The sequence below is a fragment of the Brachybacterium zhongshanense genome, from assembly GCF_055385755.1.
In genome coordinates this window covers 1102154-1115783 of the sequence record NZ_AP043790.1, presented here as the reverse complement: position 1 = coordinate 1115783, position 13630 = coordinate 1102154, and the positions used below count along the sequence as shown (strand labels likewise).

Genomic DNA, 13630 nt, shown 5'->3' with positions numbered 1-13630 from the left:
CATCACCGTCACGTTCGCGGACTGCGATGTCGTGGACATGGACAGCACGGACTCCCATGGCGACACCTCATATCCGTGGACCATGGGCCTCACCGACCGCACCGTCTCCTTCACCAACGCGACCGACTGGCCGCGGAGCTCGCAGACGAGGACGGACGACATCACCGTCCATCTCCACTGCACCGCCGCCGTCCAGTTCCAGTACCCGCCGGTGATCTCGGTGACCCCTGACTCGATCCAGAAAGAGGGCCAGGGCTGGGACTTCACCCGCAGCAAGGAGGGCTGAGGTCCTTCTCAGCGGCCGTCGTCACCTGCTGTCAGCGAAGCCTTGTGAACGGGACCAGGGCTGGGTCGCCGCCTCCGACGTCTGAGGACTGAGGCCGCTCCGCTCACGCTCCGTCCGCGACGCTCCCGCCGTGAGCGGACCGCCGACTGGCGTAGTCCGACGGCGCCACGCCGACGACCGCCCGGAAGTCCCGCACGAAGTGGGACTGGTCGAACCATCCGAGCTCGCCGGAGATCTCTGCGAGAGGGCGCTCATCGCCGTCGTCGAGCAGGGCGACCGCGTCCATCACCCGCGCTCGCAGGAGCATCCGCTTCGGGCCCACGCCGACGAAGCGGGCGAACAGGCGCTGCAGGGTCCGGGCACTCATCCCCGACCTCGCCTGCAGCTCCGCCGAGGACGTGACATCGGGGTCGAGGAGCAGCCTGTGCACCGAGCTGAAGGCGGCCCATCCCTCGGGCTCTTGCGGCTCCAGGCCCAGCAGCCAGGCATCCAGGATCGGTGCGGCAGCAGCGGCTCCGGCCGGCGGCTCCACGTCTCCTTCGAGCCAGTCCACCAAGGGCACGGTGCGGTCGCGAAGCTCTCGCAGGTCCCGTCGGCGCGGAGTGCGGCCGGGTCCGAGGAAGGCGGGGAGTCCGCCGACGGCCAGTCGCACACCGACCACGTCGCCCCTGCCCCGGAGGCGGACGTCGAATCGTCCATGCGAGATCGGTCCGGTGATCCATGGGCCGGGCCCCTCGGCTCCTTCCCGGCGAGCGCCGCCACGCTCCCAGGTGAGGTTCACCGCAGGGTCGTCGAGGGTCGAGGGCTCGAGGACCTCCTGCTCCGGCAGGTCCCAGGACACGGACCAGTAGCGCTCGACGAACGGCGCGAGCGCCGGATCCGGCGCGGCGCTGTCGTAGCGCACCCGGGCGAGAAGCTCCCGCGGATGCAGGACGCGACCGCGCATCTGCGGCGGTGTCGCATTCGTCCAATCCGGCGGCGGTGCCATGGAGCCAGTCTGGCAGGCATGACGCAGAGCACGCACATGAGCACGGACAAGAGCACCGCCGCAGACGACCAGAACGCCCGGACCGCGCAGGAGGACCAGAGCACCCAGAGCCCCCTGGACGACCGGCCGCCGATCGCACGCCTGGCGATGATCACCCTCGACGCCGAGCGGACCGGGCCCGTGGTCCAGTTCTGGAGCGCCGTCCTGGGATGGCCGATCCTCCATCTCGACGAGGACTACGCCATGCTCCAGGGCCCGAGCCACATCCTCGGGATCGGGAGGATCCCCGATCGGAAGCGCCCGTCCTGGCCCGATGACGGGCGCAAGCAGTTCCACTTCGATCTCGCCGTCGAGGACATCGAGGCCGCCGCACGGCGCTGCGAGGAGCTCGGCGCCGTTCGTGCCGAGCCGCAGCCCGGCGAGACCTGGACCGTCATGCATGATCCGGAGGGCCACGCCTTCTGCCTGACCGATGCGAAGAACTGGGGCTGAGGTCCGCCGTCAGGCCCGGCGAGCGCGCGAGGTCTGGGAGGTGCGCACGCGCTCAGGCCTCCCACGCCTCCCATCTCCGCTCCGCACTCGCGGCTGGGCGCACGTCTCCAGTCCGGGGTGTGGCGCCGGGGACGACCACCCCTTGTCTTACTTTCGACACCGAACTAAGCGTCTTCTGGAAGGGTTGCTACCGAAGTCGCCCTCTGCGCACCCCAGGAGCAGCCCATGACCCGGACGGTCGAGAACCCAGCCGCACTCGCCTCGCCAGCACCCACGCCCGCGCCCGCACGGAGAACCCTCCTGGCTGCAGCCGCGTGGACCGCGCCGACGGCGATCATCGCGATGGCCGCCCCGGCGATGGCGGCGAGCCCTACCCCGGATCTCACCGGCGTGGACGTGTACTCCGGCGGCAGCATCACCTCCAACGAGGCCCAGACGATCTGGACGCTCGACTGGTCGTTGAACTTCCGGACGGGGAACTGGCCCAACACCACGGACATCCCCGGCGGAGTCGTCACGGTCACCGTCACGGTCCCCGAAGGGAGCCAGATCACCCTCGCCGAGGTCGAGGAGGCCCCGACCGGATACCGCTGGACGATGGACTGGAACCAGGACGAGAACGTCGTGACCTTCACCAACGCGACCCCCTGGCCGCCGAGCACCTGGACCATCCAGACGGACCACATCACCGTCATGGTCGAGTCGACCACACCGGGAGCAGTCGCCGATCCCCCGGTCGCCGTCATCACCCCCGAGGAGATCGTGAAGCTCGACGGCGGCTGGGAGGCCTGAGGGTCGGCGAGGTCCTGCTCCCCCGGACCCTCCTCAGGCGCTGATCGGACCGCCGTACCGGAGCACGGTCTCGCCGTACGCCTTCGTGCCGTCATCGCCCCAGCCAGCCGGCCACTCCACAGGACGCGACCGACTCGAGCGCTCGATGACCACGAGGGCGTCGTCCGTGAGCGCCGGACGCAGCGTCACGAGCATCGCCTCGAGCACCTCGGTGGGCACCTCGTAGGGAGGATCGAGGAAGACCAGTCCGAAGGGCGTCGGGACCCCGCCGCCCCCTCCCCCGTCCGCACCGCCCTCGGCGGCGAGCTGCGCGGCGACGGTCTCCGCCTTCGCCGACCGCACCTCGACCCGGTCGGCCAGGCCCAGCTCGCGAGCTGCCCGCCCCAGGTTCCGGGCGGTCGCGCCGTGCAACTCGACCAGCAGCGCTGATGCGGCGCCCCGCGAGAGCGACTCGAAGGCCAGCGCGCCGGTTCCGGCGTAGAGGTCCAGGACGCGCGCGCCTGCGATCGCGTCCCATCCGGCCAGGCGCGAGAACAGGGCCTCGCGCACACGGTCGGAGGTGGGGCGGGTGCCCTTGGCGACGGTCGCGGGGACGGTGCGTCCGCCCAGGTCGCCGGCGATGATGCGGGGCATCTCAGCTCCTCTCCACATCGGGATCGGCGTCCCGGAGCCTGTGGTCGATGGCGGCGGCGAGCGCCGGATGGTCGGCGAGGTCAGGATCGGCGCCGACGACGGCCAGGGCGTCCTCGCGGGCGCGTGCGATGGCGTCGGCATCGCGGATGACGTCCAGGTGCTTGAGCGTGCGGGCGAGCCCGGACTGGGCCTCGCCGACGAGGTCCCCGGCGCCGCGCCGCTGCAGGTCGAGCTCGGCGAGCGCGAAGCCGTCGGCCGCCGCCGCGATCTGCTCGAGATGCTGGGAGGTCGGCGACCCGTGCGGGGCGCGTGTGTCGAGGAAGGCGATGCCGGGATGCTCGCCTCGCCCGACGCGGCCGCGCAGCTGGTGCAGCTGGGAGACGCCGAAGCGCTCAGCATCCAGGACCACCATGACCGAGGCGTTGGGCACGTCCACGCCGACCTCGATGACGGTGGTCGCCACCAGCACGTCGATGCGGCGGGCGAGGACGTCGTCCATGACCTGCTGCTTCTCCTCGCTCGTGAGCCGGCCGTGGAGCACGCCGATGCGTGCGCCGTGCAGCTCGGGGCGAGCGCCGAGGCGGCGGGCGGTCTGCTCGACCCCGCGCGGCGGGTCCGCTGGCGGTCCGGCCTCATCCGTCCCGAGATCGGGCGGTGGAGGTGCGGCGCCGTCCTGGGGTCCGACGTCGGGCTCGTCCTCGTCGATCCGGGAGCAGACGACGAACACCTGCCTCCCCTGAGCGATCTCCTCGCCGGCGCGCTCCCACATGCGCTGCTCCCAGCGGGGATCGCTCTCGTGGACGACGAAGCTGGACACGCCCGCGCGCATGCCGGGCCGGTCGTGCAGGGTGAGCACGTCGAGATCGCCGACGGTGGCGAGGGCCGCGGTGCGCGGGATCGGCGTCGCCGTCATGACGATGACATGGGGGCTCGCGCCGCCCGGCCCCTTGGAGCGCAGACGTCGACGGTGGTCGACGCCGAAACGATGCTGCTCGTCGATGACGACCAGGGCGAGGGAGGCGAACTCGACGCTCTCGGTGAGCAGCGCATGGGTGCCGATCACGATCCCGGCCTCGCCGCTGGTCACGTCGAGCAGGGTGCGTCGCCGGTCGGCGGTGCGCTGCGAGCCGGTCAGCAGGCGCACCCGCGTGGCATCGGGATGGCCGTCGAGCTGGCCGGCGCGGGCCAGCTCGCCCAGGAGACCGATGATGGTGCGATGGTGCTGCTCGGCGAGGACCTCGGTGGGTGCCAGCAGCACGGCCTGGTGCCCCGAGTCGACGGCGCGGAGCATCGCCCGCAGCGCGATGACCGTCTTCCCCGACCCGACGTCGCCCTGCAGCAGGGCGCTGGTGGGGTGCTCGCGCTCGAGGCGGGAGGCGATCTGCCCGCCGACCTCGAGCTGGCCGTCGGTGAGCGAGAACGGCAGTCTCGCGTCGAGCGCCTGCTGGAGCGGTCCGGTCTCCCGCAGCGCGGGGGCGGCGGTGCGGGTGTCCTGAGCACGTCTCCGGGCGAAGATCGCCTGCAGGACGAATGCCTCCTCGTAGACGAGGTGCGCCAGGCCCGTGCGGGTGTCCTCGACGGTGCGCGGATCGTGGATCCTCCGGGCGGCCTCCTCGAGAGGGAGGATGCCTCGCCGCTCGAGGATCTGCTCGGGGACGACGCGGGTCGCGAGCCCCGCGTACTCGACGCCCTTGAGCGCCGCCTCGCGCATGGTGCGCTGGGCGATGTTCTTCCGCAGCGGGTACACGGGCCGGGGCCGCATCGCGAAGGCGCGTCCCTCAGGGGTGTCCTCGTAGGGCTCGTAGTCGGGATGGGCGAGCTGCGGGGTGCGGCCGTTCCAGCGGACCGTCCCGCGCACGAGGATCCTCGCCCCCACCGGGAGGCGGCCACGATGCCAGTCCACGAGGTGCTGCTGGGCGAGGAAGAAGGTGAGGGTGATCTCGTCGGCGCCGTCGGAGACGATCGCCTCGAGGATGAAGCCGTGGCGGCTGCGCATGCGGCGGTCCCGGATGCTCCGGACCTCGACCAGCGCGCTCATCTCCTCGCCCTCGCGCACGTCATGCAGGGATCGCAGGGGTGCGGGGATGCTGTAGCGGCGAGGAGCGAAGCGGACCAGGCCGTCGAGGTCCCGGACGCCGAAGGAGGCCAGCGCCCTCTGCTCCTTCTTCTCGAGCAGCTCCCCGAGGGGCATCGACCCGGGTGCGGAGATCGGCTCCAGGGCGCGAGGGGACCTGCTGGCCATGCGTGCCTCCTGCTGCGATGATGTCCCGGACGTCTGATGACCATGGTGCCATCACCTGCAGACCCTGTGTCCGAATCCACAGGCCGGCGCCGCCGGTCGGCCTTCAGGGCTCCGCCGCTTCTGGGTTATGATTCCGTGGTTGCCCTGACCTTCCGGGGGCTTTGCGTCCCTGCGCGATGCCCAGGTCATCGACTCCTGCAGAATCGGCCCTCCCGGCCGCGGGCGCAGGGTGCGGTAGGGCATCCGATCAGACCTCGACCTCAGGAGACGACAGTGGCTTCCACGTGTGAAATCTGCGCCAAGAGCCCGAGCTTCGGCAAGAGCGTGTCCCACTCGCACCGCCGCACCTCGCGCCGCTGGAACCCGAACATCCAGTCCGTGCGCACCGTGATCAACGGCACCCCGAAGCGCCTGAACGTCTGCACCTCCTGCCTCAAGGCCGGCAAGGTGCAGAAGCTCGGCGCCTGAGCCTCACCGCTCAGCTCGGCCCGAAGCCCCCTCCCGGTCCGCCGGCAGGGGGCTTCTGCATACCCTCTCTCAGGCCCTCCAGGAGATGCGATGACCGCCGCGCAGCCGACCATCCTCGCCACCAGCGCCGGCTATCTGCCGCATCCGCGGCTGCGTTTCCGCTTCGGACCGATGATCGACCTCGCCCTCGAGCTCGCGGGCGAGGTCGCCCCGTCGTCGGCCTCCACCACCGCTGCGGACCGAGGACGCCGCCGGATCTGCAACATCTCCACCGCGAGCGGCGATGACTCCCGCTTCCAGCGGGACATGGAGGAGGCGGCCCGCGAGGCCGGGATCGAGCTGCACCATCTGAGCCTGTTCTCCGCACCCAACGTCGAGGACGTCGAAGACTATCTGCGCGGCTTCGACGTGCTGTGGGTCAACGGCGGTTCGGTCGTCAACCTCCTGGCGGTGTGGCGCGCCCACGGCCTCGAGGAGATCCTCCGGCGGCTCTGGCTCGACGGCGTCGTGCTCGCAGGCATCTCGGCCGGCTCGATCTGCTGGTTCGAGGGCGGCATCACCGACTCCTTCGGCCCGCAGCTCGCCCAGGTGACGAACGGGCTGGGCCTCCTGCCCGGCGCGAACGGCGTGCACATGGACTCCGAGCCCGGCCGCCGCCCGCTGCTGCGCACCCTCGTCGCGGACGGGACGCTGCCGACGGCGCTGTGCACCGACGACGGTGCCGGTCTGCTGTTCCGCGGCACCGATCTGGTCGAGGCCGTCGCGGAGATCGAAGGAGCGACAGCCTGCCGCATCGAGGCCGACGGCGCCGGCGGGGCGATCGAGACCGCCCTGCCGGTCCGCCTGCTGCGATGACCTCCTGACGGACTGCCGGGAGGAGCGTGCGCCCGAGCCTCCCGGCCGCCTCAGACGGCGACGGCGTCGACGTCCGCGAAGGTCGAGGTGTCGATGACGGCGCGGAAGAACACCTCTCCGGCGACCACACGGTCGTAGGCCGCATCGACCTCGGTCACCCCGACCGTCTCGATCTGGGCGCCGAATCCGTGCTCGGCGCAGAAGTCCAGCATCTTCTGGGTCTCGGCGATGCCGCCGATGTTGGATCCGGCGAGCACCTTCCCGCCGCCGATGAGGGTGCCGAAGCTCAGCTTCTGCTGCGCGGGCGGCAGGCCGACGACCGCCATGACCCCGCGGGGCCTGAGCAGGGAGAGGTAGGCGTCGACGTCGATGTCCGCGCTGATCGTGTTGAGGATCAGATCGAAGCGGCCGCGGTTGGCTGCGAAGAAGCCGTCCTCGGTGGTCGAGAGCATCTCGCTCGCCCCGAGATCGATCGCCAGCTGCTCCTTCTTGCGGGAGCGGGAGAGCACGGTGACCTCGGCGCCCTGCGCGGCGGCGATGCGGACTCCCATGTGGCCGAGGCCGCCCAGCCCCATCACCGCGACCTTCTTCCCGGGTCCGGAGCCCCAGCGGGCGAGCGGCGAGTACGAGGTGATCCCCGCGCACAGCAGCGGCGCCGCCTCCTCGAAGCTGAGGGCATCGGGGATCCGGCACAGGAAGCGCTCGTCGACGACGACCTTCTCGGCGTACCCGCCCTGGGTGACGGTGCCGTCGACGTCGATCGCGTTGTAGGTGCCGACGTTCCCCTCCAGGCAGGCCTGCTCCTCCCCCGCCAGGCACTGCTCGCAGTGCCCGCACGAGTCGACCATGCAGCCCACTCCGACGCGGTCGCCGACCTTCCAGCGGGTCACGCCCTCGCCGACGGCCGACACGACCCCCGCGATCTCGTGCCCGACGGTGAGCGGGAACCTCGCCCGGCCCCACTCGTTGCGGATGGTGTGGATGTCGCTGTGGCAGATGCCGGCGGCCCGGATGTCGATGACGACGTCGGCGGGACGAGGATCGCGCCGTTCGATGACGGTGACGCGGAAGGGCTCCTCGGGCCCGGTCTTCTGCAGTGCCTTCACGGCGATCGGCATGATGCTCCTCCTGGGAGTGGGGCTATCGGGAGATGGCCGGGGGCCAGCCTAGTCCCGCTCCCGCACCGCCATCTCCCACCTTGTCGGATGCCTCGGCGCTCGGCCCGGGGGCGCGGGCGCGGGCCGAGCGTCGAGGCCCCTGAGACGCCGGCCCTGGAACGTCGGCCCCGGAACGCCTCAGGAGAAGTGATCGAAGCCGCCGACGGGGACTGCGGCCCCCGAGAGCAGCACGCCCGGGTGCCCGTCGGCAGGGACGACGGTGCCGGAGCCTGGGACGGCGGTGCCGGCAGGACGGATCCGGCCGATGGGGCGGAAGCCCTCGGGCACCGCCTCGGGCGGGAACGCCGCGAGCATGGCGTGCTCCTCGGCGCCGTGGAGGACCCACTGCCAGGGATCGGCGTCCAGGCTCCGCGCCATCGGTGCCAGATGCGCGGCATCGGCCTCGAGCGCAGACCGGTCGAGGTCGACCAGCACACCGCTCGCCGCAGCGAGCCGGCCGGCGTCCCGCACGAGCCCGTCGGACAGGTCGATCATCGCGTGCGCGCCCCGGCCGACGGTCCATCCGAGCGACAGATCGGGATCCGGAGCGTCATGCCAGGTGAGGAGCCCGCGGGCGAACCCGTCGAGTCCGTCGGCCCCGTCGGACCCTTCGACCCCGCCGGCCCCCTCGACCCCGCCGAACCCGTCGAACCCGTCGATACGGATGTCTGGATCCTCACCTGAGGCGAAGTCCATGCTGACGCGTCCGGAGAGCACGAGCGCGAGGCCGGCGGCGGAGCGGCCCAGCTGCTCGCTCCCGATCGCGAGGACGTCGCCCGGGCGGGCTCCGGACCGCCGGACCGGCTCCTGCCCCGGCTCGAGCGCGCCGACGGCGGTGACGGTCGCGGTCAGCGCGTCGGAGCGCCCCAGGTCCCCGCCGACGATGCTCGCGCCGTCGGCCTCGGCTCGCCGGGCGCACCCCTCGGTGATCCCGACGAAGACGGCGGGATCCTCTCCGCGGGGAGCCGAGATCGCGACGACGAGCGCCTGAGGGCGCACCCCCATCGCTGCGACATCGGCGAGGTTCTGCACCGCGATCCGCGCTCCCAGCCAGCGGGCGGTCGTCGTCGTGCGCAGGAAGTCGTATCCTTCGACCACCGCATCGGTGGAGATCACCAGCTGCGAGGACGCGAGCTCGATCACCGCGGAGTCGTCCCCGGGTCCCACCTCGGTGCGCGGATCGACGGCCAGCTGCGGGAGCATCCGGGCGAGCAGCCCGGCCTCCCCGAGGTGCGCGGTTCCGGTCATGAGCACAGTCTGCCCGACGGCGGCTCCGCCGACCGCCCGACGGCCCCGTCCAGGGATCCCCGATAGGCTCTCGGCGTGCTCCGATCCCGCTGTCTCGCCCTGGTCGGCGGTCTCGTCATGCTGGCCGGTCTGACCTCCTGCGGCGCCGTCTCCGTACCGGCCGGCGCTGATGCCTCCGACCCGGCCTGCGCCGACATCGTGCTCGGCCTGCCCGAGTCGCTCCTGGGGCAGTCGCGTCAGGAGACCACGAGCCAGGGCACGGCCGCCTGGGGAACCGGCGAGGACACGATCGCCCTGCGCTGCGGCGTCACGGATCCAGGGCCCACGACCGACATGTGCACGACCCTCGAGGATGCCTCGGGCGTGCAGGTGGACTGGATCGTGAAGGAGGAGGACGGCATCGTGACATACACGACCTTCGGTCGCAGCCCTGCGCTCGACATCTCCGTCCCGCGCACGGTCGCGCCGGACCAGCCCTCGGCCGCGGCCCTGGACCTCGCAGGCGTGGTGGACGCCGCCACCACGGTCAGCGCCCGATGCGTCGGCGTCGAGGACGTCGGCTAGGAGCAGGGATCCGCAGCCTCAGCACAGATCCGGTGCGGACACCGATGCCGGTGCGGATGCGGTGCGCTCAGCGCGAGCCGATGCGACGGGTGCGGGCCTGCTCCAGGAGATCGGTGATGAGCTCGGAGTAGGTGACTCCCATGTTCTCCCACAGCACCGGGAACATCGAGAACGGGGTGAAGCCGGGCATGGTGTTGACCTCGTTGACGATGACGCGTCCCTCGGGGGTCACGAAGGTGTCCACCCTCGAGAGGCCCTCCAGGCCGAGAGCCTCGAAGGCGCGCGCGGCGATGTCGCGGACCTCCTCCAGCTGCGCATCCGGCAGCGCTGCCGGCACGTCGATCACGACGGTGCCCTTGCCGAAGTACTTCGCCTCGTAGTCATAGAAGTCGAGGTCCTCCCCCACCCGCACCTCACCGGGGACGGTGGTGCGCGGCTCGGCGCCGTCGCGGCCCTGGAGCACGCCGCATTCGACCTCCCGACCGACCACGCCCTCCTCGATGAGCACCTTCGGGTCTTCGGCGAAAGCAGTCTTCATCGCCTGGTCCAGCTCATCGACGCTGGTCACGCGGCTCACCCCGAGGCTCGAGCCAGCGCGGGCGGGCTTGACGAACCAGGGCAGCGGATGACGCGCCTCGAGGTGCGCTCGCACCTGCTCGGCGCCCTGGGCCCAACGGTCCTCGTGGACGACGATGCCGGGAGCGCAGGCGATCCCCGCAGCCTGCAGCACGGCCTTCGTGGCCGCCTTGTCCATGCCGGTCGCCGAGGCGAGCACGCCGCTGCCGACATAGGGGATGTCGAGCATCTCCAGCAGCCCCTGGACGGTGCCGTCCTCTCCGTAGGGCCCGTGCAGCAGCGGCAGCACCACGTCGATGCCTGCCAGCGGCACGATCCGACCGTCGGCGTCGACCGTGCGCAGCACGGCCCTCTCCCCGGGCAGCTTGCGCCCGGGCGGCAGGAGCACCTCGGCACCGTCGTCGGGTACCTCGGGGGCCTCGCCGTCCGCAAGGGCCCAGTCGGCGGGATCCTCGGAGACCCGCACCCAGCGACCCTCGCGGGTGATGCCGACGGCGACCACGTCATAGCGCTCGCGGTCGATGGCACCGAGGATGCCGCCGGCGGTGACGCACGAGATGCCGTGCTCGCCGCTGCGGCCGCCGAAGAGGAGGGCGACAGTCGTTCTCATAGGGGGAAGCGTAGTCACTCGGGACGCACGGATCGCGCCAGCAGGGCCGCTGTGACCTGCTCGATCCCCGCGCCCTGGTCCACCACGGCGACGACCGAACGGGTGATCGGCATGTCCACCCCGAGGCGCGAGGCGAGATCCGCGACGGCTCGCGCCGTGGCCACGCCCTCCGCTGTCTGACCCACCTCGCGGGCGGCCGCAGCGACGTCCATCCCGCGTCCCAGGGCGAGCCCCAGGCGGTGGTTGCGGCTGAGCGGGGAGGCGCAGGTCGCCACGAGATCGCCCATGCCCGCGAGCCCTGCGAAGGTCTCGCGGCGACCTCCGAGGGCGACGCCCAGGCGAGTGATCTCGGCGAGCCCCCGGGTGATCAGGCTCGCGGTCGTGTTGTGCCCGTGGCCCAGGCCCGACGCGGCGCCGACGGCGATCGCGATGACGTTCTTCACGGCGCCGGCGATCTCGACCCCGACCACATCCGTCGATGTGTACACCCGCAGGTAGGGTGCGTCGCACCACGAGGCGAAGGTCTCGGCGAGCTCCTGCGCGGGAGCGGCCGCCACCGAGGCGCACGGCCGCCGCTCGGCGATCTCCCCGGACAGGTTCGGTCCCGAGAGGACGCCCACCAGCTCCGAGGGCACACCGCCGCCGTCGGCGAGGACCTCGCTCATCCGGGCGTCGGTCCCCCGCTCGATGCCCTTGACCAGCGACAGCACGGGCACATGCGGCAGCCCTCCGGCCAGGCCCGGCTCCTCCCTCCAGCTCCCGAGCGTGGCGCGCAGCGACTGCGCGGGGACGGCCACGACGATCCCGTCGACCCCTTCGAGGGCCTCCGCGATCGACGCGGTGGCCCGGAGCGCGGACGGCAGCTCGTGCTCGCCGAGATAGGCGCTGTTGCGGTGCTCGTGCTCGATCTCCCGAGCGACCTGTTCCCGCCGCGCCCAGAGGACGACGTCGGCGCCGGCGTCGTCGAGGACCTGGGCGAAGGTGGTGCCCCAGCTCCCGGCGCCCAGCACAGCCAGACGGGTTCTGCTCATCCGGTCTCCTCCGTGGTGCGGTGCCTCCCGATGCCGTCCGGCTCGGTCCCGCCCTGCTCGGTGCCGCCCGGCTCGCTGCCGCCCGGCTCGGTCCCGTCCTGCGCGTTGGCAGTCTCCGGGAGGGCGGTCTGCGCCCGCACCAGCGCCGCTGCGGCGGCGTCGCGCAGGCAGTGCAGATCCTCCCGGCTGAGCTTCTGCCCGCTCTCCGGTCGCAGAGCGTCCGAGGCGGGATCATGCAGGGTCGTCGGAGGCGTCTGCCCGCGCAGGGCGCCGAGCTGCGCGGCGATGGCCGCCATCACCTCGCCCGTCACGCGGACGGCGGCCGCATGCTCGCTCTCCCCCTCGCGGCGCTCGGCACGGATCGGCTCCCCGACGCTCATGATGATGCGCCGCCCCCGGCCGGGTCTGGGGAGCGCAGTGCCGACGGGCCACAGCGCCCGTGAGCCCCAGCAGGCCACCGGGACCAGCGGGACCCCCGTCGACAGCGCCAGGCGCGCCGCGCCGAGGCGCCCGCGCATCGGCCACACCTCGGGATCCCGCGTGTAGCTGCCCTCGGGGAAGATCATCATCATCTCTCCGCGCGCGAGCGCCTCCCGGCCACTGGCCAGGGCGTCCTGCCCGCGACGCGAACCGCGATGCACCGGTACCTGGCCGGTGGCCCGCAGCAGCGTCCCCAGCACGGGAACGCGGAACATCGCCTCCTTGGCGAGGAACCGCGGCGCGATGCCGGAGGCCTGCAGCAGGTGCCCGTACGCGAGCGCGTCCAGCGGCCCCGTGTGATTTCCGCAGACCACTGCACCTCCGCGTGCAGGGAACCGGTCCGCGCCCAGCCACAGCGGTCGTGAGATCACCGCAAGCAGAGGTCGCAGGGGGATCTGGGCGAGACCGATCACGGCGCCCGCCCTGCGCTCGGGCGGACGCGCCGCCCCGAGGCCCCAGCTGCGGCGAAGGGGCGTGCGCGCCGGCGGCGGCAGATCGACGACCCCGTCGGACGGTCCGCGACCGACCGACGGCCCGCGTCCGCGCATCAGTCGGCGACCGCGTCGCGGCCGCGGCCCAGGGCCCTGCGGGCGGCCTGGCCGCCCACCGACCGCACCGGCGAACGCCCGGCGACCATGGCACGCCGCCGGATCGTCGTCGGCGCCCGACGGGCGAGGGTGTTCACCGCTGCGGCATGCATCAGCCGCCTCGGGGCGAAGGCCACGCGACCGCGGATCGACCGGAACTGGACGGCCGTGGTCACCTGGAGCAGCTTCCCGCCCGGGAGGACGGCCACGCCGATCCGCATGCGCCACCGGTCGTCGTCGTCCTTGATCAGGGCCTCGCCTCCGACCACCTCATCGGCGGCGTACTCCTTCTCCGGAGGAGGCACCATGTCGAACAGACGCACAGCCTCGTCGCGCAGGGCGCGGACACCCCGCTTCGTCAGGGGCGTGTTCTCGTGGGAGAAGATCGCCTCCGCCCACACCCGCGGATCCTGCTCGTCGACGCCGCCGGTCGGCACGATCACGACATCGCAGTAGTCCGGGATCGGGATGTCCCGCAAGGCGATCGAGGACGCTGCGGCCGACGTCGTCCCGCCGACGGCCGCGCCCTCGATGCTGGATGTCGGCTCGAGCAGCTGGCCGTCGACGTCCTCGACGTGTCCCGCGAGGTCGGTGGTGTCGCCGTCGTGGCTCATCGGCGGA

15 protein-coding genes are annotated in these 13630 nt (G+C 72.2%); 6 read left to right on the top strand and 9 right to left on the bottom strand.

The features are described 5' to 3' along the window. The first annotated feature begins 37 nt into the window (after positions 1–37). Positions 38–286 (top strand): hypothetical protein, encoded by a 249-nt coding sequence (locus ACZ5AJ_RS05060; protein WP_464137654.1) that lies wholly within the window; start codon positions 38–40, stop codon positions 284–286. A 103-nt stretch (positions 287–389) separates the two neighbouring features. Here ACZ5AJ_RS05060 and ACZ5AJ_RS05055 read toward each other — a convergent pair whose 3' ends face one another. Then, positions 390–1274 carry a helix-turn-helix domain-containing protein gene (locus ACZ5AJ_RS05055; protein ID WP_464137652.1) on the bottom strand — a complete coding sequence of 295 codons (885 nt, stop codon included), beginning with the start codon at positions 1272–1274 and terminating at the stop codon, positions 390–392. Between the two features lie 18 nt (positions 1275–1292). On the opposite strand from ACZ5AJ_RS05055, the gene ACZ5AJ_RS05050 reads away from it, so the two are divergent. After that, positions 1293–1766, top strand: coding sequence for a VOC family protein (locus tag ACZ5AJ_RS05050; protein WP_464137650.1), 474 nt, complete (start codon positions 1293–1295; stop codon positions 1764–1766). A 225-nt stretch (positions 1767–1991) separates the two neighbouring features. Next, on the top strand, positions 1992–2558 hold the full coding sequence (locus ACZ5AJ_RS05045) for a hypothetical protein (protein WP_464137649.1): 567 nt from the start codon (positions 1992–1994) through the stop codon (positions 2556–2558). A 33-nt stretch (positions 2559–2591) separates the two neighbouring features. Here ACZ5AJ_RS05045 and ACZ5AJ_RS05040 read toward each other — a convergent pair whose 3' ends face one another. Then, complete coding sequence (locus tag ACZ5AJ_RS05040; RefSeq protein ID WP_464137647.1) at positions 2592–3191, bottom strand: RsmD family RNA methyltransferase; 600 nt, start codon at positions 3189–3191, stop codon at positions 2592–2594. Position 3192: 1 nt separating this feature from the next. Then, a complete protein-coding gene (locus ACZ5AJ_RS05035) occupies positions 3193–5433 on the bottom strand; it encodes an ATP-dependent DNA helicase RecG (RefSeq protein WP_464137646.1) in 2241 nt (746 codons plus the stop codon). A gap of 273 nt (positions 5434–5706) precedes the next feature. Here ACZ5AJ_RS05035 and rpmB point away from each other — a divergent pair, with 273 nt between their 5' ends. Further along, positions 5707–5901, top strand: a complete 195-nt coding sequence (rpmB, locus tag ACZ5AJ_RS05030) for a 50S ribosomal protein L28 (protein WP_464137644.1) — start codon at positions 5707–5709, stop codon at positions 5899–5901. Positions 5902–5991: 90 nt separating this feature from the next. Then, positions 5992–6756, top strand: coding sequence for a Type 1 glutamine amidotransferase-like domain-containing protein (locus ACZ5AJ_RS05025; RefSeq protein WP_464137642.1), 765 nt, complete (start codon positions 5992–5994; stop codon positions 6754–6756). Positions 6757–6806: 50 nt separating this feature from the next. Here the strand turns inward: ACZ5AJ_RS05025 and ACZ5AJ_RS05020 are convergent, their stop codons facing one another. Beyond that, on the bottom strand, positions 6807–7874 hold the full coding sequence (locus ACZ5AJ_RS05020; RefSeq protein ID WP_464137641.1) for an NAD(P)-dependent alcohol dehydrogenase: 1068 nt from the start codon (positions 7872–7874) through the stop codon (positions 6807–6809). Positions 7875–8051: 177 nt separating this feature from the next. After that, the gene (locus tag ACZ5AJ_RS05015) at positions 8052–9161 is read right to left on the bottom strand and encodes a thiamine-phosphate kinase (RefSeq protein ID WP_464137639.1); all 1110 of its coding nucleotides are present in this window, start codon (positions 9159–9161) and stop codon (positions 8052–8054) included. A gap of 75 nt (positions 9162–9236) precedes the next feature. Here ACZ5AJ_RS05015 and ACZ5AJ_RS05010 point away from each other — a divergent pair, with 75 nt between their 5' ends. Beyond that, positions 9237–9725: a DUF3515 family protein gene (locus ACZ5AJ_RS05010; protein WP_464137638.1), complete on the top strand. Its 489-nt coding sequence runs from the start codon at positions 9237–9239 to the stop codon at positions 9723–9725. 67 nt (positions 9726–9792) lie between these two features. Here the strand turns inward: ACZ5AJ_RS05010 and ACZ5AJ_RS05005 are convergent, their stop codons facing one another. Genes ACZ5AJ_RS05005 through ACZ5AJ_RS04990 form a run of 4 tightly spaced genes read right to left on the bottom strand, consistent with a single transcriptional unit; the run spans position 9793 to position 13623 of the window. Beyond that, positions 9793–10911, bottom strand: coding sequence for a D-alanine--D-alanine ligase family protein (locus ACZ5AJ_RS05005; protein WP_464137636.1), 1119 nt, complete (start codon positions 10909–10911; stop codon positions 9793–9795). Between the two features lie 14 nt (positions 10912–10925). Further along, positions 10926–11942 carry an NAD(P)H-dependent glycerol-3-phosphate dehydrogenase gene (locus ACZ5AJ_RS05000; RefSeq protein ID WP_464137633.1) on the bottom strand — a complete coding sequence of 339 codons (1017 nt, stop codon included), beginning with the start codon at positions 11940–11942 and terminating at the stop codon, positions 10926–10928. Then, on the bottom strand, positions 11939–12970 hold the full coding sequence (locus tag ACZ5AJ_RS04995) for a lysophospholipid acyltransferase family protein (RefSeq protein WP_464137631.1): 1032 nt from the start codon (positions 12968–12970) through the stop codon (positions 11939–11941). The genes ACZ5AJ_RS05000 and ACZ5AJ_RS04995 overlap by 4 nt, the downstream gene beginning before the upstream one ends. Further along, positions 12970–13623 (bottom strand): hypothetical protein, encoded by a 654-nt coding sequence (locus ACZ5AJ_RS04990; protein WP_464137629.1) that lies wholly within the window; start codon positions 13621–13623, stop codon positions 12970–12972. The genes ACZ5AJ_RS04995 and ACZ5AJ_RS04990 overlap by 1 nt, the downstream gene beginning before the upstream one ends. Positions 13624–13630 lie beyond the last annotated feature (7 nt).